Here is a 20063-nt window from a genome sequence, read left to right as displayed (position 1 = left end):
TGCGATGTCTGGCTCCCCCCAACAGACGCGGCGGGTGATCCTCGCCAGCCTGGTCGGCACGTCGCTGGAGTGGTACGACTTCTTCCTCTACACGACGGCGGCGACGCTGGTCTTCGGCAAGCTGTTCTTCCCGACGCTCGACCCGTTCAACGCCACGCTCGCGGCGCTGGCCTCCAACGCCGTCGCGTTCGTCGCCCGGCCGCTCGGCGGCGTCGTCTTCGGCCACTTCGGCGACCGCGTGGGACGCAAGACCGTCCTCGTCGTCACCCTCCTCATGATGGGCGTCGCCACGTTCCTCATCGGCATACTGCCCAGCTTCGACAGCGTCGGCATCCTGGCCCCGGTCCTGCTGGTCACCCTCCGCTTCATCCAGGGCCTCGGGCTGGGCGGCGAGTGGGGCGGCGCCGTCATCATGACCATGGAACACGGCGACCAGCGCCGCCGCGGCTTCAACGCCAGCTGGCCACAGGTGGGCGTGCCCGCCGGTTACGTCCTGGCCACCGCCCTGCTGACCGTCCTGTCCCTGACGCTGACCAACGAGGCTTTCCTGTCGTGGGGGTGGCGGGTGCCGTTCCTGCTGTCGGGGGTCCTGGTGCTGGTCGGCTTCTGGGTACGGCGCCGCATCTCCGAATCCCCGCAGTTCGCCGAGATCGACACCAAGGGCGCCAAGGCCAAGATGCCGCTCCTGGAGGTCATCCGCACGCACCCGAGGGCGCTGCTGTCCGCCTTCACCGCCCGGATCGGCGTGGACGTGGCCTTCTACACCTTCACCGCCTACATCCTCGTCTACATCACCACCACGCTGGGCATGGACCGCTCGGTCGGCCTCAACGCGGTGCTGATCGGCTCGGCGCTGCAGTTGTTCCTCATCCCGGCGTTCGGCGCCCTGTCGGACCGCGTCGGCCGCCGTACCGTGTACCTGGCCGGCGTCGTGGCCGCCGCCGTCTGGGTGTTCGCCTTCTTCCCGCTGCTGGAGACCCGGTCGTTCCCGCTGATCGCGCTCGCCGCCGTCGTCGCCCTGATCACCCACGCCGCCATGTACGGCCCGCAGGCCGCCTTCATCGCCGAGCTCTTCAGCACGCGGCTGCGCTACAGCGGCGCCTCCATGGGCTACCAGGTGGCCGGGATCGTCGGCGGCGCCCTGGCCCCGATCGTCGCGCTGAAGCTCTTCGACACCTACAAGTCGACGCTGGCCGTGTCGATCTACGTGGTCATCGCGCTGGCGATCACCGCGTTCGGCCTGGCCATCGCGCCGTCCGCCCATGACCAGGACGAACGGATCGCCCAGCGGGCCTGAGCCACCGCGGAAGGGGCGCCGGGCGGCGGCTGCCAACGCCGCCCGGCGTTCAGGATCAGGCGGCGGTCTTCGCGTTGTGGCGCGCGGGACGCCAGCCGCCCTTGAACGCGACCATCGACACCAGGAAGATCACCTGACCGGCCAGGCCGACCAGCAACCATGCCCGCCAGCCGCCCCCGGCCACGACCTGCGGCGAGACGATCAGCAGCACCACGATCATGACCCGGACGACCATGCCCCAGATGCCCAGCGCCGCGCCCTGCAGCCGCGACTCCACATCTTCGGCGTCCTCGGAGAAGTTGGCCATCCAGGGCACGTACGCGACGCCCATGAACAGGAACATCAGCGCGTAGACGACGGTGATCCGGGTGGCGGAGGCAGGGGAGCCGATCAGGCTGACGTAGTAGCCGAGCGCGGCGATCGTCAGGACCGTCCCCACGGCGGTGAACGGCTTGCGCGTCTGCAGCCTGTCGGAGAAGCGGCCGACCACGATCACGGCCAGGGCGTTGAGGAGGATGCCGATGGCCACGACGCCGTTGGCGGCGGCGGTCTCCATCCCGAAGGCCTCGTTGAGGATGGTCGGGCCGAAGATCGCGAAGGTCCAGTACAGCACCTGCCAGGCGGTGTTGCCGAGCACGTGGGCCCACAGGTGCGGATGGCGGAACAGCTCGCGTACCCGGCCGGGATCGATCTTCTCCTCGACGCGGACCGCCGACTCGGCCCGCATCACCTGGGCGCGCAGGGCCGCCGACGGCTCGGCGATCTGCCAGATGATCACCGCGCACAGCAGCAGCGAGACGACGCCCATGATGATCGCCTGCGACTGCCAGGCGTTGCCGAACATCGGCAGGGTCACGCTGGCGATCAGCGAGGCCAGGAAGGCGGCGCCGACCGGTCCCCACGTCCAGAACCCGAACGCCTGCGCCCGCCCCAGCCGCGGCGAGAAGTCGCGCACGAGCGAGGCGGTGATGGTGATCCCCGCGCCCTCGATGAAGAGCATCAGGCACCTGACCACGAACAGTCCCGTGGTCGTCTCGACGGTCGCCAGCAGGAAGTTGCAGGCGGCGGTGACGGTCAGGGTGGGCACGAGGATCGTGACGCGCCCCCACCGGTCCGACAGGATGCCGCCGAATCCGGCCGACAGGCCGCCCACGAGCACCGAGGCGGCCGCGATGAGCCCGTAGACCTCCAGCGTCATGCCGAGGTCCTGGCGCAGCAGGGGAAGGATGGTGGCGATCGTGGTCTCGAAGTTGGCGACCAGCGAGGCGAGCACGGCGATGGCCAGCAGGCGGATGCGGTTGGCGCCCACCGGATACACGTGCAGTTCGCGGACATAGAACGGCTTCATCCCAAGTCCTCCGGGGTTGAACTGTCGCTCTAGAACGCGTTTCTAGTTGCTTCACCCTGCTCTGCCTCGTCACCATCCGTCAACATTCGCGGACGTCACGATGTGATCTCGATCACAGGTGCCTCGTGATCGAATCGCAGCCCGGTTTCGTTACATCAATCGGCGAATCCGCATAAAATGCGCGCCTGTGAGCCTGCCTGTACGTGAACGTTCCCCCCGGCCCGGTGGCGGCCGGCACCGTCGTCCGGTCCCCGCGTCGCTACCCCCGGACGCCCCCGTGCTCGTGCTCGCCTGTCCCGGCGGCACCGACGGACCCGCCGCCGACATCGCGGCCGTGGTGAGAGTCGACAACCCGCAGATCGAGGTACGCCTCACCGCCGTCACCGAGCTCTCCCAGGCTTTGACCGACAGCCGGGCGAGCGTCGTCGTACCCCTGCTGACCTGGGACGACCCCGCAGTCCTCGGCGAGATCGGCAAGGCCGTGGCGGCCAGCGGCGCCGAGGCGGCCGTCACCCAGGCGCTCGGCCCGCACCCGCTGCTCGCCGAGGCCCTGCACATCCGCCTCGCCGAGCGCGGCCTGGCCAGAGCCGACCGCGTGCGCCTGCTGAACGTCGGCAGCCCCGTCGACGCCGTCATCCTCGGCACGCTCGGCGGCGAGCAGGCCGTCGCGGCCGCCCAGCCCACCGCCGTGCTGCTGGCCTCCCGCCTGACGATGCCGGTGGTGGCCGCCTCGCTCGACAGCGCGCCCGGCGTGGCCGTGGCCGCACAGCGCCTGCGGGCGGCCGGCGCCGAACGCCTCGCCATCGCCCCGTGCGCCATCGACGCACCCTCCGGCCTGGTCGAACAGGCCGCCACAGAGATCGGCGCCGGCCACGCCGACCTCCTGGGCGCGCACGGCGCGATCGCCGAACTTGTCGCGCGAGCTTACGGTAGTCAACTAGCGACTTGACAACACTTGTAAAGATCACTATGTGGGCGTTACCGTCAGCGCATGCACTGCGTCAACGTCGTCGGCGAGCGTCTCGGGCTGCGGGACGTCACGCCTGCCGACATCGACGCCCTGCACGCCATCTACGGCAACCGCGCGGCCACCGAGCATCTGCCGTTCAATCCACGATCCCTCGACGAGGTCGCCGGGATCGTCGAGGAAGCGATGGCCGCCGCAGCGGCCGAACCCCGGCGCCTCTACCTCCTGGCCGTCACCGATCCCGACCATCACGGCGTGATCGGCGTCGCCCGCCTGCACGTCGAGGCCGACCACCCGCACAGCGCGGAGATCGGCCTCGGCCTGCGGCCCGACCAGTGGGGGCGCGGGATCGGGACCGACCTGATCAGGCTCCTGTTAGGTTTCGGCTTCCGGTCGCTGGGCCTGCACCGGATCTGGGGCGCGCGCGCACCGGCCAACATCCCGGCCCAGCTGGCCATGCTCACGGCGGGGATGATCGAGGAGGGCCGGATCCGGCACCACGTGCTGGCGCCCGACGGCTGGCGCGACTCCGTCGTCCACTCGGCCATCGTGGACGAATGGAACTCCCTTTACGTCTAGAGTGACGCCGATGTGGAACCACAACATCGCCTTCCACCCTTTCGTCCTGGCGAACGTGCCGGCCGGCTGCGAACGGGCGCTGGACGTGGGCTGCGGAGACGGGCTGCTGGCCCGCAAACTGTCCGCCCTGGCCCGGCAGGTCACCGGCGTGGACGTCTCCCCCGAGATGATCGCCGAGGCCCGGTCCGCCGGAGGCCGCCCCGACTACCTCCAGGCCGACTTCCTGGCCAGTGACCTGCCCGAGTCGTCCTACGACTTCGTCACCACGGTCACCACCATCCACCACATGGACTTCGCACCCGCCCTGACCAGGATGGCGCGCCTGCTGCGCCCCGGCGGCCGGCTCGTCGTCATCGGCATCGCCGCCAACGCCACTCTCCTCGACTGGGTGATCGACGGGATGAGCGTGGTCAAGCACCAGATCGTCTCCCGCGTCCACGGCGTTGCCGAGCAGAACACTCCCGTCGCCGCGCCCACGATGGCCTGGTCCGCCGTCCGCCGCGAAGCCCTGACCCTGCTGCCCGGGGCGCGGTGGCGACGGCACCTGCTGTGGCGGTACTCCCTCACCTGGACCAAACCGCTGCCAACACCGCCCCGCCCGGCGTGAGAATGTCAGTGCCGCCCCCTACGATGAGCGACCTCACGAAAGGGTGCCTGCCATGCTCGATTCGCTGATCGTGCCGCTGCTCGTCACGACGGACCTGCCGCCGGACGCCGACCTGGCCGAGTTCGGCGCGCTCCTGACGGAGACGGCGCGCGAGTTGCCCTACGACGCCTTCCTCGCCGGGAAGGTCTTCTGGCTGGACCGCCCCGTCCTGCCCCAGCAGCGCCCCGCCTCGGAAACCGAACTCCGCTTCGCGGCGATGCTCGGGTACGCGGCCGCCTCGGGCACCGGGCACGAGACCCGCCAGGTCGTCGCCGACGTACGGCGAGCCGCCACGGCGGCCATCGCCTCCCGCTACGGCACCGGCGCCGCCGCCCCGGCCGTCTTCGCCATCAGGGAGCGCGACATCCGCGAACGCACCCCCGACACCGCCCTCTACGTCGACACCCGCGACGCCACCCCCGACCTCATCACCGCCACCCGCGCCTACCTCTAACCCCGCCACCCGCACCCCAAGCGCCCTGTCCGCCACGGCGCCACCCAGCCGCGCCCCGCCGCGCCCTCCTCGCTGCCTTACGCACCACCGCCCGCGCCCTCCCCCGGACACCGCGCACACAACGGCCGGGCGGGCAAACCGCCTTGGGCGGGCGCGACCACCACCGCCCGACCCCTCCCCCGGGCACGCGTCCCCGGTCACCACGCGCACGACAGCCGGGGCGGCTGGCAATGCGCCTTGCGTGCCACCACCACCCCGCCGCTTCCGTTGGCCCGCAGCCCTCACGGCCCTCGCCCTGGCGCCGCACACGCTCGCGTGCGGGCTGGACTACCGCCGTGCCGACCACCGTCACCCGCAGCACATGCGGGCAGGTTGGAGCGCTTCATGCGTGCCAAGGGGTACCGTGGGCCGGTGCGCTGGGCAGGGAGCCTTGGACGATGGCCTGGGCGACCTCGTGGACGCCTTCCCTGGTGATCGACTCCGGCGGAGCCGTGACCAGGGTGAACAGTGCGCCCGCGTACAGCGTGATCAGTGTCGCGACCCTGTCCCGTGGGATGGGCAGGGCGAGGTCGGCGTGGTGGCCGGCGGTCAGGCGCAGGGCGGTGTCCTGCAATCCGGCCAGCGCCGGGGCCATGGCCGGGCGGCGGACGGCCTCCAGCTGGAGTTCGAAGATCGCCAGATAGCGGGTACGGAGCACGGTCGCGGCCCCGAACAACGACTCCGCCAGCAGATCGACGGTCTGCCCGATGCCGTCGGCGGCGGCTTCGGCCGGCCGCATGGCCTCGGCCATGTCGGCGAGGTGCAGTTCGCTGACGCGCTCCGCCACGGCCAGCAGCAGCGCCTCTCTGGTGCGGAAGTAGTTCGAGGCGGTCCCCTGGGGCAGCCCGGCGGCCTGCTCGACCGCGCGGTGGGTCAGTCCGTGCGCCCCGGACTCGGCGAGGAGTTCGATGGCGGCGTCGGTCAGGGCCCTGCGGCGGCCGGGGTTGGTCGGCGGCATGCGGCCATGGTAACGGCATCCGTCCTAGGACGGCCGTAGTGGGGATCTCCATGCACACCGTGAGCCTTGGACCTCTGTCCCAGGTCGCCCGGTGGGGATTAAGGTGATCTGTCATGGAGCGTTCTAGACGGCGGCGGCGGTGGGCGGCCGGCCTGCTGGGGATGGTCGTGCTGGCCGGCGGGTGCTCGCTGGGCACCGGCGACGACCGGAGCCGTGCCGAGGAACTGGCGGGCAAGCTCTACCCCGGCCGGCTGAAGGTGGTCGGGGCGCGCAACCTGTTCCCCGAGACCAACGGGTCGGAGATCATGTTCGCGCTGGCCGGCGACCCCGACGCCGTCGTACGCCTGAGGATCGACGCGGAGCAGGACACCTGCGACCGCAAGCCGTGTGAGAGCCAGCTCGCGGCGGCGGTGCGGAAGGGCGAGGAGCTCGGGGAGAACTGGCGGCGGCTGGCGGCGGGGTTCCAGAGTTGCGGGCACCCCATCATCGCCGCCAACGCGCCGCTGTCGGAGGTCTGGATCGAGGCGGCGCCCACGAACGCGACCATCGCGTCGTTCCTCGGCACGGTACGCGGGTGCCTGGGCACGGGCAGGGCGCTCGCGGTGAACTTCGCCACTCCCGCCGTCGCCGCCAAGCGCCCTCGTGGCGGGGAGGGGCTGCCGACGTTTCTGCGGATGACCGAGACGAAGGTGCTCGCGGCGCTGTCCGGGGAGCCCTATCTGGTCGCCTCCTACTCGCCGGCCAACGAGCCGTCCGCGCGGATCGTACGGCCCTTCGACCAGCGGCAGGAGTTCGAGAAGCGGGCACGGGCCGGCGCGACCGAGTGGCTGGCCGCCAACCGTCCCGGCGCGATGGTCGGCGGCGTGGTCGGGGTGTGGCGCCTGCGGCCGGGGCGCGTGGACCGGCTCATGGGGTACGTGCTGTTCTGCGAGACCCAGCAGGCCAAGTGCCAGGGCGACCGGGCCGTGGCGATGACGGTGGACCCGCAGGGCAACCCGGTCGGCGACATGCGCGTGGTGGAGAACATCAGGGACCAGGGCGGCGTCCTGCGCCTGCCCGCCGGCACCTAGGGAAGTACGGCGGTGGCCTCGACCTCGACCAGCAGGTCGGGCTCGCCGAGCGCCGCCACGCCCAGCAGCGTGATCGGCTTGACCGGGTCGACGCCCAGCTTCGCCGCGGCCCGCGCGACGCCCTCGCCCAGCAGCGGCAGTTTGTCCGGCGTCCAGTCCACGACGTAGACGGTGAGCTTGGCGACGTCGTCGAAGCTGCCGCCGACGCCGGCGAGCGCGGTGGCGATGTTGAGGTAGGACTGCTCGACCTGGGCGGCGAGGTCGCCCTCCCCCACCTTGGAGCCGTCGGCGTCGCGGGCGACCTGCCCGGCGAGGAAGACGAGCCGCGAGCCGGTCGCGACGGAGAGCTGGCGGTAGACATCGGGCTTGGGCAGCCCGTCGGGGTTGTGCAAGGTAACGGCCATGCCCCGTAACATAACATAGCTATGCTATGTATGCTAGACGGCATGCCAAGGATGAAGGACCCGGCGGTCCGCTCGCTCCTGATCGACCGGGCGGCGCACATGCTGCGGACCCGGCAGCCGGTCACGCTCCGCTCCCTCGTCGAGGGCACCGGCGTCTCCACCATGGCCGTCTACACGCATTTCGGCGGCATGGACGGCCTGTGGTCGGCGACGCGGCAGGAGGGGTTCACCCGGCTGGCCGCCCGGCTGTCGGCGGTCGTGCTGACCGACGACCCGGTCCGCGACCTGGCCGCGCTCGGCGCCGCCTACACCGCGGCCGCGCTCGGCGACCCCGATCTCTACCGGGTCATGTTCGACGCCGGTTTCGAGCTGGAGGACGCCGCCGCGGCCGACGCCTCCCTCCACATGCTCGTCAGCGCGGCCGGGCGGGCCACGGCGGAGGGGCGCTTCCGGCCCGGCACCGACCCCCTGGAGCTGGCCACGCGCTGCTGGGTCATCGGCCACGGGCTGACCTCGCTGGTCGCCACCGGGCCGCTGCCGCCGGAGGCGCTGGGCCACGCCGTACCCCTGCTGACCGCGCTGTTCGTCAGCGCGGGTGACGAGCGGGAGCGCTGCCACCGCTCCGTCGCGGCGGGCTGGGGTCAATCACCTTAAGGGACATGCACGGACATGCCATTACCCGCCCGCGGGGAGGGTGACGGGCATGAAGATCGCAATGGTGGGCCTGGGCCGGATGGGCGCGAACATGACGCGCCGGATCATGCGCGCCGGCCACGAGTGCGTGGTGTTCGACCGCGCCCCCGCCGCCGTCCAGTCCCTGGCCGCCGAGGGCGCCCAGGGAAGCGCCTCGATCGAGGATCTGGTACGCGCGCTGCCGTCCCCCAGAGTCGTCTGGCTGATGCTGCCCGCCGCCGTCACCGGCCAGGCGACGAAGACGCTGTTCGGCCTGCTGGAGCCGGGCGACGTCGTCATCGACGGCGGCAACTCCTACTACCGCGACGACGTGGACCGCGCGCGGGCGGCCGGGGCGCGGGGCATCCACTACGTGGACGTGGGCACCAGCGGCGGCGTCTGGGGCCTGGACCGCGGCTACTGCCTGATGGTCGGCGGCGACGACGAGGCGGTGAAGCTGGTCGAGCCGGTGCTCGTCGCGCTGGCACCGGGGGTGGACGCGGCGGGTCGTACCCCGGGACGGACGGGCGAGCCGTCGGCGGCCGAGCAGGGCTGGCTGCACTGCGGGCCACCCGGAGCGGGACACTTCGTGAAGATGGTCCACAACGGCATCGAGTACGCCGTCATGGCCGCCTACGCCGAGGGGCTGAGCGTGCTCGGCGGCGCGGGGGCGGGCCGGCACGTGCGTGAGGCCGACGCCGAGACGGCGCCGCTGCGCGACCCGCAGTACTACCAGTACGACACGATCGACCTGGCCGAGGTGGCCGAGGTGTGGCGGCGCGGCAGCGTGATCGGCTCGTGGCTGCTCGACCTGACCGCCGCCGCGCTGCACGCCGACCCGGACCTGGAGCGGTTCGCCGGCCGCGTGTCGGACTCGGGCGAGGGACGCTGGACGAGCATCGCCGCCATCGAGGAGGGCGTGCCCTCACCCGTCCTGACCGCCGCGCTCTACAGTCGCTTCGCCTCGCAGGGGGCGGCGCTGTTCGCCGGGAAGGTGCAGTCCGCCCAGCGCAAGGGCTTCGGCGGTCACGACGAGAAGGACGAGATCACGCCGGGGTGAGCTCCACGAAGGACACCCCGGGCATGGGCAGGTCGAACTCCAGCGTCAGCGGGCCGGACACCCGGGCGGGCGGGGTCAGCTCGTCCAGGGTGTTGGCCGCGGCCAGTTCCTCCCACTGGCCGCCGGCGGGCCAGTCGCCGCCGCCCATCGCCTGCCACACCGCCCTGATGTTGGAGTGGCGCTCGTCGATGCGGTGATGGGTCACGAGGTGCTCGCCCGCCAGTCCCGGGATCGACAGCGTGACCGTGCGGGCCAGCTCTGCGGCGCCGTCGGCCTGGGCCTGGTTGAGCGTGCCGTTCCAGATCAGGACGCCGATCCTGCCGTCGCCGTGGCGGGCCGCCCAGACCTCCACGCCGCCGGCGTCGCCCTCGGCGCGCGCGGCCAGCTCCTGCTCGCCCAGCCGGTGGGCCAGGGTGAGCGCGTGGTAGCGGGGCTTGCGCAGGTTGCCGACGGTCAGCAGGCCGAAGCCGCCGTGGAACAGGCGCGGCGGACGGCCCAGCTCCTCGAAGTGGTCGGAGGCCACCCAGTGCGACAGCGCCTCGATCCGGCCCGCTGCCGCCTTCATGCCGTGCAGCAGGAACGTCGCGCCGAACGGGCCGTCGCCGATGCCGTGGAAGTGCGTCGGCGTGGGGCCCCACTCGGTCCACCAGATCGGTACGTCCTCGCGGCCGTGCCTGGCCAGGGCGGGCCGCCAGTCGAGGGGTGCGTTGCCGTAGGTGTGCGTGGAGACGAAGTCGAGCGCGGCGCCGGACTCGGCCACGTGCGCGAGCAGTTCCTCGACCCAGCCGTTGGCGGCCGAGGAGGGCCCGCCGACGCGCAGGTCGGGGTGGACGTTCTTCACCGCCGCCGCCGTCACGTCGTAGAGCAGGAAGTACTCCTCCGGCGTGCCGGACCAGAACACGGCCAGGTTGGCCTCGTTCCAGACCTCGAAGGACCAGCGGTCGACGAGCTCCCGGATGCCGTAGCGCTCGGCCAGGTGCTCCACCAGGGCCCTGACCAGGTCGCTCCACGCCTCGAAGTCCTTGGGCGGTGAGATGATCGCCTCGTAGCCGAAGACCGTCGTGGACGGGTCACGGGCCAGGTCGCGCGGCATGTAGCCGAGCTCCACGACCGGCCGCAGCCCGAACTCCATGATCGTGTCGTAGACCCGGTCGACCAGCGTGAAGTCGTAGACCGCCGTGCCCCCGGCCTCCTTGTACACCCCCAGGTCGTCGCAGAGGATGGCGTGGGCCCGGACACTCTCCACGCCGAACTCCTCCCGCATCGTCCGCAGCGCCGCCGTCAGCTCGGCCCCGATGGGACGGCCGCCGGTGGTGTCCTCGGACAGCATGTGGGACAGGTGCTCGGAGCCGATCATGGCGGTCCAGGGGCGCGGCAGCGCGCGGGTGACACGGTCGGCCTCGACCACGACCGTGACGGCGGCCGGTCCGGACAGCGGCGCCGCCCGCACCGGCGCCGAGAAGGCGCCGGTCACCTCCATGGCGGCGATCGCCGCCACCGTGTAGGCGGCCGGGCCCTGGCCGGTGTCGACATAGCGGCACTCCGGGACGGCGGGCACGTCGACGTCGGGCTGTTTGACCGACTCTCCGTCCCGGTGCACCAGGTACCCGATGGCGCCCGGTACCGGCTCCCAGGTCAGCGTCACGTGCCCGGCGCCGGATTCCGCCCGCAGCCCCTCCGGGGCCGGCAGCGGGATCTCGCCGACGGGTGTGACCTCCCCCGAGGCCTGGTAGATACGTTCCTGCCAGTCACGGCGTGCGGCATCGGCCGTACTCATCGAGAATGCGTTCCTCTTCTACTGGGAGACAAGCGGGATGACGTTCCACTCTTCGAGCCCCATCATGGGACGGAGCTTCGCCTCGACGGCGGGCGTGCCGAAGTAGCGGCGCATGTTGTCGCGGGCCAGCACGTTGCCCAGGGCGGCCATGACCATCCCCTGGTCCAGCGCCAGGTACCACTTCGACACCACGCCCGACCTGACCGCGACGGCGTCGTAGAAGCCGCCGGGCCCGTAGGCGTCGAAGTTCTTCTTCAGCCCGGCCAGGTTCTCCATGGCCGCCTTCTTCGCGTACGGCAGAGCCAGGAAGCCGGCATGCGGCGTGACGACCCCGTCACCGTAGGCGGCCGGTTCCGGCTGGGCGGGGCGGCAGCCCTCGTAGCCGGGGTCGGTGGTGGTGCGTTCCCTGTCGGTGGTGTAACCGGTGGCGTCCATGCCGAGCGGGTCCACGCCGTACTCGCGGTAACCGCCGTGCGGGTCGTTGGAGGGCGAGAAGCCCCAGTAGCCGTACTTGGCCTCGCGCAGGCCGTGCTCGATCTGGGCCTGGACGAACACCGGGTGGTTGCGGCCCCAGCTGCGCGGCGCCCACTTCGACTCGGGCACCACCAGGTCGGGCATCAGTTCCTCGAACATCGAGCCGCCCCAGTTGGGAACGTAGCGCATGCCGCGGTAGCCGTACGTGCCTTCCCAGACCTTGACGCCCAGGTGCTCCTTCCAGGAGCCGACCGGCTTCTGGTCCTGCCAGGCCCAGTCGCAGGCGTTGTCGGGGAAGGTGCGGTAGATGCCGAAGTAGTGCTCGCGCGGGACCTGGCCGAGGGCGATGCCGACGTAGGTGGCGATGCGGGTCTCGGCGGGCGCGCCGTAGTGGTGGCAGGTGGAGTAGACGACGGTGCCGGTGCCGGCGTAGTCGCTCTCGACCGAGCAGCCTTCCGGTTTCTCGGGTGAGAAGCCGCCGCGCAGCAGGCCGGTGCCGGCGTCGGGGCGGGCGGCGGGGTCGTAGTAGGAGGCGAAGTTCATGGAGCGGGCCAGGCGGCCGGCCTTGCCCGCGTGCTGCGGCATGGCCTTGGGGATCATCATGAGCGCGGTGGCCAGCCAGCCGTTGTCGACGCTGGAGGCGAAGAGCTGGATGGCGTTGCCGCTGTCGGGCCACACGCGCACGAGCTTGAGCGTGGCCGGGTCGTACCAGTTGTAGAACTGGCCGGTGGGGGTGTTGCGCTCCAGCTTCTCCAGCGCGTCCAGGACCCTGGCCACGCGCCTGGAGGCGTCGCCGGAGCCGATGAGGCCGAGGTCGCGGGCGGTGAGCGTGCTCCAGACGTAGGTGGCGATGTTGGTGGGCGAGGTGACCTTGGCGCGGGTGCGCAGGTCGCCGGTGACCTTGTCGGCCGGCAGGCCGGTGGCGGGCTCGACCATGGCGTTCATGGAGCGCCACGTGTCCTTGGCGTACTTGTAGAGGGTTAAGTCGGGGTTCGTCACGTGGGTGGGCGTGGCGGCCAGCAGGCCCGCCATGAGGGTGTTGAGCAGCATTCCGGGTGCTCCTTACTTGATGCCGGAGGTGGCGATTCCCTGGATGAAGAAGCGCTGCAGGAAGACGAAGAGGATGAGGATCGGCGCGATGACGATCACCGATCCGGCGACCAGCAGGTTGTAGTGGGTGCCTTCGGCGAAGTTGAGGATGTTGAGCGCGACCGGGAGGGTGTAGAGGTCCTCGGACTGCGCGACCACCGCGGGCCACAGGAAGTTGTTCCACGCGCCGAGGAAGGTGATCAGGCCGAGCGTGGCCATCGCGGGCTTGCACAGGGGCAGGACGATCCTGAAGAAGATCCGGAACTCGCCCGCGCCGTCCACGCGCGCGGCGTGGATCAGCTCGTCGGGCAGGTCGGCGATGAACTGTCGCATCAGGAAGACGCCCAGCGGGTTGATCAGTCCCGGCAGGATGATGCCGATGAAGGTGTTGACCATGCCGAGCTTCGCGATCAGCACGAACTGCGGCATCATGAGCACGATCGCCGGGACCGCCATCTGAGCCAGGACCAGGGCGAAGACGACGTTCTTGCCGCGGAAGCTCAGCTTGGCGAAGCCGTACCCGACCATGGAGCCGAACAGCAGGTTGCCCGCCACGATGGCCAGCGCCACGATCAAGGAGTTCATGAACGCCTGCCCGATGTGCACGCGTTCGAGGAGTTCGGCGTAGTTGCCCAGCGTCCAGGTCTCGGGCAGGAACGTCGGCGGGTCGCGCCTGATCTCCGGCTCGGGCTTGAACGAGCTCAACCCGGCCCAGAGGAACGGCCCGATCACCAGCAGCAGGCCGGTGGCGAGCCCGATGTAGGTGACCACGTGCTGCCCGCGGGTGCGCTTCACCGCGACCTCCCGATCCTGAGCTGCAGCACCGCGAGCGCGATGATCACCGTGAACAGCACGGTGGCCGCGGCGCCGGCGTAGCCGTAGTTGCCGACTCCGAACTGCTTCCAGATGGCGAGCGACACCGACAGCGTCGAGTTGAGCGGCCCGCCCCCGGTCATGACCAGCGGCTCCTCCAGGAACTGCAGGAAGCCGACGGTGCTGTAGATGGTGCAGAAAAGGATCACCGGCCGCAGCTGCGGCACCGTGACCGACCAGAACCGCTGCCACCGCCCGGCCCCGTCGACCTCCGCCGCCTCGTACAGCTCGCGCGGGATGCCCTGGAGCGCGGCCAGGAAGACGACCATGTCGAAGCCGAACCCGCGCCAGGCGGTCATCGCGATGATGGACGGCAGCGCCGTACGCTGGTCCTGCAGCCAGGCGGGACCCTGGACGCCGACCAGCTCCAGCAGCCGGTTGACCAGCCCGGCCTCGGGCTCCAGCAGAAACTTCCAGGCGACCGCGATGCCGATGATGCTGGTGATGTGCGGCAGGTAGTAGCCGAGCCGGAAGAAGGCGGCCGGCAGCCGTCCGATCCCCGAGTTGAGCGCGACCGCCGCGGCCAGGCCCAGCCCGATCGTCAGCGGCAGGCAGACCACGACGAACACGAGCGTGTTGACCGCCGCCTTGACCATGGCCTCGTCCTGGGCCAGGCGGATGTAGTTCTGCACGCCGACGGGGTTGACGCCGAGCACGTCGGCCACGTCGGTACTACGGAAGTCGGTGAAGCTCATCCCGAGGCCGGCCAGCAGCGGCCCGAGGTAGAACACGACGAACATGAGCAGGAACGGCAGCACGAACACCCAGCCGAGCCCGGTCCTCCGAGCGTGGATCATGATTACAGGCCGGTGCCGATCGCGTCGGCCTGCGCCTGGATGGCCTTGGCCGCCTGCTCGGGCGTGGACTTGCCGAGCGCGAGCTTCTCCAGCTCACCCTCCATGACCTTGGCAAGCTGCTCCCAGGTCGGGTAGGGCGGCGGCGTCTTGGCGTCCTTCAGCTGCTCGCCGAAGACCTTCAGCTGCGGGTCCGCGGTCAGCTCGGGCTCCTGCCAGGCCGACTGTACGGCCGGCAGCGCCTTCACCGTCGTGTACCACTTGGCCTGCACCTTGGGTTCGCTGAGCCACTGGACGAACTTCCACGCCGCGTCCCGGTTCTGCGCCTTCTTGAACACCACCATGTCGGAGCCGCCGACGAAGCTGGTGCCGCTGACCGGCCCCTTCGGGTACGGCACGACGTCGAACTTGTCCTTGAACCCCGCTCCCCCGTCGTTGTTGAGCACCCCGGCCATCCAAGGCCCGGAGATGAAGCCGCCCACCTCGCCCTTGATGAAGTTCTGCGGGAAGCCGCCCTTCGGGGTGTCGTTGGGCGCCAGCTTCTCCTGGAACAACGAGGCGTACTGCTTCAGCCCCGTGATCGCCTCAGGCGTGTCGAAGGTGTACTTGCCGTCCTTGACGATCTCCCCGCCGGCCTGCCAGATGAGCGGGACCATCTCCTGCCAGGAGCCCTCGGTGTAGCCCTGGTTGAAGCCCTTCTTGGCGCCGCCCTTGTCCTGGAGCGCCTTGATGAACGTCTTCCACTCCGCCCACGTCTTCGGCGGCTCGACGCCGGCCTTGTCGGCCTGGTCCTTGCGGTAGTAGAGGACGCGGGTCTCGACGTACCACGGCACGCCGTACGCGGTGCCGTTGACGTCGACCGTCTGCCAGGCGCCGGGGAAGAACGCGGCCTTGTCGATGAGGTTGCCGGGCGTGGGCTCCAGCGCGCCGGTCTTGGACAGCTCGCCCGCCCAGGTCGAGCCGATCATGCTCACGTCGGGGGTGGCGGATCCGGCGATCGCCGAGGTGATCTTGTCGTGCGCGACGTCCCAGCCCATCGGGGTCACGTTGACCTTCACGCCGGGGTTGGCGGACTCGAAGTCCTTCGCGAACGCGCCCAGCGCCTTGCCCTCCTCACCGATGGCCCAGACCGTGACCTCGCCCGCGACCTTGCCGGTGGCGACGTCCTTGGCCTGTTCCGGTGCCTTGTTCGCCTCGCGTCCGCATCCCGCGGCCAGGATCGCCAGCGCCAGCAGGCCGGCGGCCGAGCGCCTGGTGGTGGTGTTCATCGGGGTTCCTCCTGGGGGTGATGACCGCAGCTGGAACGGATCACCAGCTCGGTGGTCAGAGTGAGGTGGTTCGGGGTGGAGCGGGCCGCGGTGATCAGCTCGTCGAGCGCGCGGGCCGCGCGGGCGCCGAGCTCGCGCATCGGCTGCCTGATGGTGGTCAGCGCCGGGCGGGCGTGGCGGGCGGCCATGATGTCGTCCCAGCCGGTGACGGCCACGTCATCCGGTACGGCGAGGCCGAGCTCCTCGGCGGCCAGCAGCGCGCCGAGCGCCACCTCGTCGTCGGAGCAGATGATGGCCCGCGGCCGGTCGCCGGACCTGAGCAGGCGCAGCGCCGCCTGGTGTCCGTCGTCCACGGTGTAGTGGCCGGTGGGCACCGCCTCGATGGCGGCGCCGAGCACCGAGCGCACGCCCTGCCAGCGTTCGTCCACGTCGTCGCCGGTGACCAGCGGCGCGCCGAGGAAGGCGAAGCGCTCGTAACCGTGCAGGGCCAGGTGCTCGGCCAGCAGCCGGGCCGAGGCGGTGTTCTCCGCGCGCAGGGTGTCGGCCCCGGCCAGCGGCTCGCGCGAGACGAACACCAGCGGCATCCCCACCTGGATCAGCTCGGCGATGACGTCGTCCGGCGCGGTGTGGCCGAAGATCAGCAGCCCGTCCACGCGTCCGGCCAGATCCTTGACCAGGTCCCGCACCCGCGTACGCCCGGTCGTGGACAGGATGAGCACGGAGCGGCCGAGCTCGGCGGCGACCTCCTCGTAGCCGAGCAGGACCTCGGTGTAGTAGGGGCCGGACAGGTTGGGGAAGACGATCCCGTTGGCGGCGTGGCGGCCCTCGGCCAGGCTGACGCCGAGCCTGCTGGGCGTGAAGTTGAGCTCTTCCACGGCCTTGAGCACCTTCTCGCGCGTCTTCGACGCCACGGGCCCCGTGCCACGCAGCGTCCGCGACACCGTCGCGATCGACACCCCTGCCCGCTGGGCCACCTCGTAGATCGTCACGTCCATCGTCTTTCTCCCTCGCTGTGTAAGCGGTTACACACAACCTCGTGTAAGCGCTTACAGAAAAGGAGTGTGCCAGCCGCGTCAACTTCTCGTACAGACCCCGGCGAGTAACGGTGAGGTCACGCCGCCGCGGGTAAGTGCGATCACATGCTGTACGGCAAGGAACACGTCGAGAGATACCAGCAGACCGGCGGGGCCGAGGGCCACGACTGGAACGGCACCACGGTCCTGCTCCTGACCACCCGCGGCCGCAGATCGGGCCGCCCTTACACCACCCCGCTCATCTACCAGAGGTACGGCGACGCCTACACGGTGGTCGCCTCCAACGGCGGCGCCAAGGAGCATCCCGACTGGTACGCCAACCTGCTGGCGGACCCGGAGGCCGAGGTGCAGGTCAAGGACCGGCTCTTCAAGGCACGGGCCAGGACCGCCACCGACGAGGAGAAGCCCGGCATGTGGGGCGCCATGACCAGGGTGTGGCCCGACTACGACAACTACCAGCAGAAGACCGACCGCCCGATCCCGGTGGTCGTGCTCGAACCCGTCACCTGACGGCCGCCTCCACCACGCCGGTGGCCCGCGCGAACCGCTCCACCTCCTCGCGCGGGATGGCACCGGGCAGGAGCACCGAGGTGGCCAGCCGGAAGACGAGCGCCCGCGCCACCATGCGGGCCCCGCCGTCCACCTGCTCGACCAGCGCGGGATCGGCCCCGTGGTAGAGGAGGCCGTCGGCGACGACCACCGCCTCGGCGTAGCCGGCGGGCCGCCAGTAGGGCGAGAAGTCGATCACCGCGGGCGGCCGTTCCGGGTGGAACAGCACGTTGCCGGTCAGGTCGCCGTGGACGAGCCGGCTGGGCGCCCCGGCCGGGCTCGGGACGCGGCGCAGCCGTTCCAGAAGATCCGCGGGTCCTCGCGGAGGCTCGCGTTCCTCCCACGCGATGCGGTCGGCCATGGCCCAGGCGTGCTCGCGGCGGTCCAGCAGGGCGGGGCGCGGCAGGTGACGCAGGGCCCGGTGGAAGGCGCGGCCGGCCGCGAGCAGGTCCGCCCACCGGCCGCCCGGACCCGGCGTGCCCTCGGTGAACTCGGCGGCGGCCCACCCGCCCGCGACGTGACCGCCGTCGCGCGAGCGCAGCGGCCGCGGCACGCGGAAGCCGTCGGCGCCGGGCAGGCCGCCGAGCACGCGCGCCGACCACTCGGCCTCCTGCGCGTCACCGGCGGGCTTCAGCACCGCGTCGCCGGCGCGGAAGCTCTCTCCCTGGCCGCCGTCGAGCGGGCGGGCGGGCCCCGCGAGCCCGAAGGCGGCCAGTACGTCGTCAGAAGGGCGCATCCCACCATCATGGGCAAGTACGCCTAGAACGTGACCAGCGGCGCTCCGAAGGTGTCGGCGACGAAGTTGACGAAGAAGAAGCCGAAGAACAGGAAGTTCAGGACGAGGATCACGTAGTGCCACGGGCGCGGGCGGGCCGGGCGTGGCAGCCTGCTGTTGAGGTAGATGAGCATGAACGGGTAGATGAGCGCGCCCAGGTTGGACAGGTTGGCCGACCACTCCACCAGGCCGACCGGCAGCGCCAGATGGATGACGATCGAGATGATCACGAGCAGCACGATCATGAACGGGTAGTAGAAGCGCCGCGGGTCGCCCTCGATCAGCGCGCGCAGGCGCGGGCTGGTGGCGTGGGCGGCGTCGGTGGTCACGCGGACCATCGCCTCGAAGATGCCGAGCTGCGTCGAGAAGAGGATCAGCACGCCGAGCACGAGCGCGACGTAGAAGAGCGTGCGGCCGTACTCGTCGCCGAGCGCGGCGGCCACGAACGTCGGGACGTTGGCGCGGGTGGGCCGCTCCCCCGACAGGGCCACGGCCTGGGCCATGAGGATCGTGGGCAGCAGCATGCCCAGCATGGCGCCGACGAAGAAGACGCCCCACATGTCCGTCAGCAGCAGCCGGTACCAGCGGCGCCACAGGCCGCGGTTGCGGTCGTCGTCGGGGAAGGTGACGCCGCTGGCCAGGATCTCCTTGCGGCCGCCGCGCAGGCCGGAGATGAAGCCGGCACGGTAGCCCATGCCGTAGCCCTTGTCGCGGTAGTGGCCCATCACGTACCAGTTGAGGCCCGAGGCCAGCGCGGTGAACCCGGCCAGCGCGCCGAGCTGCGTGGCGGTGATGCCGGCGGGCGGCGCGGCCGGGGTGAAGAAGCCGCGGATGCCCTCCCACCACAGCGAGAACGGCACCACGAACAGGTCGATCGCCAGCAGGGCGAGCAGGATCGTGCCGACCATCACCCAGTTGGCCAGCTCAAGGGCGCGGCTGATGCGGCGGGCCGAGGCGGCGATGACGAAGACCAGGACGAGCAGGGCGATGGCCCACAACCTCGGCTCCTCGGCGCCGGCCGGGGCGATGGTTCCGTGGACGAGCGCGTAGACGCCCTGGCCCGCGGAGGCGGCCCAGCCGCCCGCGATGAACGCGAAGATCACCACGAGCACGGACAGCGGCACCCACAGCATCCAGCCCGGCGGCACCCGGCCCCACCCCACGACCGGGGTCTCGCCGGTGGCCAGCACGTACCGGGAGCACTCGACGTTGTAGAACGTCTGCAGCAGCGCCGAGATCAGGATGACCCAGCCGACGCCGACGAAGCCGTACTGGCCGACGTTGAGGGGGCCGAGCAGCCATTCGCCGCTGCCGATGGAGATGCCGAGGGCGATCAGGCTCGGGCCGACCGCGTACTTGACCAGCTCCTTCGGGCCGAGGCGGCCGACGTTGAAGACCTCCTCCGGAGTGGGCAGGTCGGCGACGGTGAGGGCGGGGCGGCTGACTCCGAGTGGATGCGTCATGGCAGGCCTCCTGGTTTCAGGGTGATCCCGAACCCGGGGGCGGACAAGACCCATTTGGTCAAAAGGAACCGGGGTCACCGGGTCGTTCGTTGGCCCGGCATGGCTGACATCCCCTATGACCGGAAAGAACAGTTCAAGCAGATCGAGAGCGGCCTGATGCCCGGCGAGCAGATCATCGCCGTCTATGACGCGATCGGGGCGGGCACCGGGTTCCTCGGGCTGACCGACCGGCGGGTGATCGTCCAGGACAAGTCGTTCGTGGGCAAGCGGGTCGCGATCACGAGCATCCCGTACAGCAAGATCTCAGCGGTGAGCGTGGTCAGCAACAAGTCGTTCGCGGGCAGCTTCTTCTCCTCGGGCGCGATCGCCATCCACGTCGGGACGCACACCTACGAGGTGGACTTCCGCGGCGACAACAAGGCCCACCACGTGCACAACGTCATCCTCCACCACATCTCCCGCTGACCCCGGGG

At 70.8% G+C, this 20063-nt stretch carries 21 protein-coding genes; 10 read left to right on the top strand and 11 right to left on the bottom strand.

The features are described from left to right. The first annotated feature begins 4 nt into the window (after window positions 1-4). Window positions 5-1297 (top strand): MFS transporter, encoded by a 1293-nt coding sequence (locus ACFWYW_RS09775; protein ID WP_379623688.1) that lies wholly within the window; start codon window positions 5-7, stop codon window positions 1295-1297. 55 nt (window positions 1298-1352) lie between these two features. Here the strand turns inward: ACFWYW_RS09775 and ACFWYW_RS09770 are convergent, their stop codons facing one another. After that, window positions 1353-2645: an MFS transporter gene (locus ACFWYW_RS09770; RefSeq protein ID WP_379623690.1), complete on the bottom strand. Its 1293-nt coding sequence runs from the start codon at window positions 2643-2645 to the stop codon at window positions 1353-1355. Between the two features lie 187 nt (window positions 2646-2832). On the opposite strand from ACFWYW_RS09770, the gene ACFWYW_RS09765 reads away from it, so the two are divergent. The 4 genes from ACFWYW_RS09765 to ACFWYW_RS09750 are packed head-to-tail and all read left to right on the top strand — an operon-like array spanning window position 2833 to window position 5291. Continuing rightward, complete coding sequence (locus ACFWYW_RS09765) at window positions 2833-3594, top strand: sirohydrochlorin chelatase (RefSeq protein WP_379623693.1); 762 nt, start codon at window positions 2833-2835, stop codon at window positions 3592-3594. A 42-nt stretch (window positions 3595-3636) separates the two neighbouring features. After that, a complete protein-coding gene (locus ACFWYW_RS09760; protein WP_379623695.1) occupies window positions 3637-4191 on the top strand; it encodes a GNAT family N-acetyltransferase in 555 nt (184 codons plus the stop codon). 10 nt (window positions 4192-4201) lie between these two features. Continuing rightward, a complete protein-coding gene (locus ACFWYW_RS09755; RefSeq protein ID WP_379623697.1) occupies window positions 4202-4798 on the top strand; it encodes a class I SAM-dependent methyltransferase in 597 nt (198 codons plus the stop codon). Between the two features lie 52 nt (window positions 4799-4850). Continuing rightward, window positions 4851-5291, top strand: coding sequence for a hypothetical protein (locus ACFWYW_RS09750; RefSeq protein WP_379623699.1), 441 nt, complete (start codon window positions 4851-4853; stop codon window positions 5289-5291). A gap of 382 nt (window positions 5292-5673) precedes the next feature. Here ACFWYW_RS09750 and ACFWYW_RS09745 read toward each other — a convergent pair whose 3' ends face one another. Beyond that, window positions 5674-6288, bottom strand: coding sequence for a TetR/AcrR family transcriptional regulator (locus tag ACFWYW_RS09745; protein WP_379623701.1), 615 nt, complete (start codon window positions 6286-6288; stop codon window positions 5674-5676). A gap of 113 nt (window positions 6289-6401) precedes the next feature. Between ACFWYW_RS09745 and ACFWYW_RS09740 the strand changes: the two genes are divergently transcribed. Continuing rightward, window positions 6402-7358, top strand: coding sequence for an SCO7460 family lipoprotein (locus ACFWYW_RS09740; protein ID WP_379623703.1), 957 nt, complete (start codon window positions 6402-6404; stop codon window positions 7356-7358). On the opposite strand, the gene ACFWYW_RS09735 is transcribed toward ACFWYW_RS09740, so the two are convergent. Further along, the gene (locus ACFWYW_RS09735; RefSeq protein ID WP_379623705.1) at window positions 7355-7762 is read right to left on the bottom strand and encodes a RidA family protein; all 408 of its coding nucleotides are present in this window, start codon (window positions 7760-7762) and stop codon (window positions 7355-7357) included. The genes ACFWYW_RS09740 and ACFWYW_RS09735 overlap by 4 nt on opposite strands. 42 nt (window positions 7763-7804) lie before the next feature. On the opposite strand from ACFWYW_RS09735, the gene ACFWYW_RS09730 reads away from it, so the two are divergent. Then, complete coding sequence (locus ACFWYW_RS09730) at window positions 7805-8416, top strand: TetR/AcrR family transcriptional regulator (protein ID WP_379623707.1); 612 nt, start codon at window positions 7805-7807, stop codon at window positions 8414-8416. Window positions 8417-8465: 49 nt separating this feature from the next. Continuing rightward, window positions 8466-9494, top strand: a complete 1029-nt coding sequence (gene gnd, locus ACFWYW_RS09725; protein WP_379623709.1) for a phosphogluconate dehydrogenase (NAD(+)-dependent, decarboxylating) — start codon at window positions 8466-8468, stop codon at window positions 9492-9494. Here the strand turns inward: gnd and ACFWYW_RS09720 are convergent. The 6 genes from ACFWYW_RS09720 to ACFWYW_RS09695 are packed head-to-tail and all read right to left on the bottom strand — an operon-like array spanning window position 9481 to window position 16764. Then, entirely contained in the window at window positions 9481-11271 is a 1791-nt protein-coding gene (locus ACFWYW_RS09720; RefSeq protein WP_379623711.1) for a hypothetical protein, read from the bottom strand. The two genes, gnd and ACFWYW_RS09720, sit on opposite strands and share 14 nt — an antisense overlap. 18 nt (window positions 11272-11289) lie before the next feature. Continuing rightward, the gene (locus ACFWYW_RS09715) at window positions 11290-12795 is read right to left on the bottom strand and encodes a glucoamylase family protein (RefSeq protein WP_379623713.1); all 1506 of its coding nucleotides are present in this window, start codon (window positions 12793-12795) and stop codon (window positions 11290-11292) included. 12 nt (window positions 12796-12807) lie between these two features. Beyond that, the gene (locus ACFWYW_RS09710) at window positions 12808-13629 is read right to left on the bottom strand and encodes a carbohydrate ABC transporter permease (RefSeq protein ID WP_379623715.1); all 822 of its coding nucleotides are present in this window, start codon (window positions 13627-13629) and stop codon (window positions 12808-12810) included. After that, complete coding sequence (locus ACFWYW_RS09705; protein WP_379623717.1) at window positions 13626-14504, bottom strand: carbohydrate ABC transporter permease; 879 nt, start codon at window positions 14502-14504, stop codon at window positions 13626-13628. Before ACFWYW_RS09705 ends, ACFWYW_RS09710 begins: the two co-directional genes overlap by 4 nt. Before the next feature lie 2 nt (window positions 14505-14506). Beyond that, the gene (locus ACFWYW_RS09700; protein WP_379623719.1) at window positions 14507-15769 is read right to left on the bottom strand and encodes a sugar ABC transporter substrate-binding protein; all 1263 of its coding nucleotides are present in this window, start codon (window positions 15767-15769) and stop codon (window positions 14507-14509) included. Then, on the bottom strand, window positions 15766-16764 hold the full coding sequence (locus tag ACFWYW_RS09695; RefSeq protein ID WP_379623721.1) for a LacI family DNA-binding transcriptional regulator: 999 nt from the start codon (window positions 16762-16764) through the stop codon (window positions 15766-15768). Before ACFWYW_RS09695 ends, ACFWYW_RS09700 begins: the two co-directional genes overlap by 4 nt. A gap of 144 nt (window positions 16765-16908) precedes the next feature. Between ACFWYW_RS09695 and ACFWYW_RS09690 the strand changes: the two genes are divergently transcribed. Further along, on the top strand, window positions 16909-17313 hold the full coding sequence (locus ACFWYW_RS09690; protein WP_379623724.1) for a nitroreductase family deazaflavin-dependent oxidoreductase: 405 nt from the start codon (window positions 16909-16911) through the stop codon (window positions 17311-17313). Here the strand turns inward: ACFWYW_RS09690 and ACFWYW_RS09685 are convergent. Further along, a complete protein-coding gene (locus tag ACFWYW_RS09685; protein WP_379623726.1) occupies window positions 17306-18088 on the bottom strand; it encodes a TIGR02569 family protein in 783 nt (260 codons plus the stop codon). The two genes, ACFWYW_RS09690 and ACFWYW_RS09685, sit on opposite strands and share 8 nt — an antisense overlap. A gap of 23 nt (window positions 18089-18111) precedes the next feature. Then, window positions 18112-19590: an Nramp family divalent metal transporter gene (locus tag ACFWYW_RS09680; RefSeq protein ID WP_379623728.1), complete on the bottom strand. Its 1479-nt coding sequence runs from the start codon at window positions 19588-19590 to the stop codon at window positions 18112-18114. 99 nt (window positions 19591-19689) lie between these two features. Here ACFWYW_RS09680 and ACFWYW_RS09675 point away from each other — a divergent pair, with 99 nt between their 5' ends. After that, complete coding sequence (locus ACFWYW_RS09675; protein ID WP_379623730.1) at window positions 19690-20055, top strand: PH domain-containing protein; 366 nt, start codon at window positions 19690-19692, stop codon at window positions 20053-20055. Window positions 20056-20063 lie beyond the last annotated feature (8 nt).

Source organism: Nonomuraea sp. NPDC059023, from assembly GCF_042740095.1.
Taxonomy (GTDB): Bacteria; Actinomycetota; Actinomycetes; order Streptosporangiales; family Streptosporangiaceae; genus Nonomuraea.
Note: the sequence above shows the minus strand (reverse complement) of the source record. Positions and strands in the feature narration are given on the sequence as shown.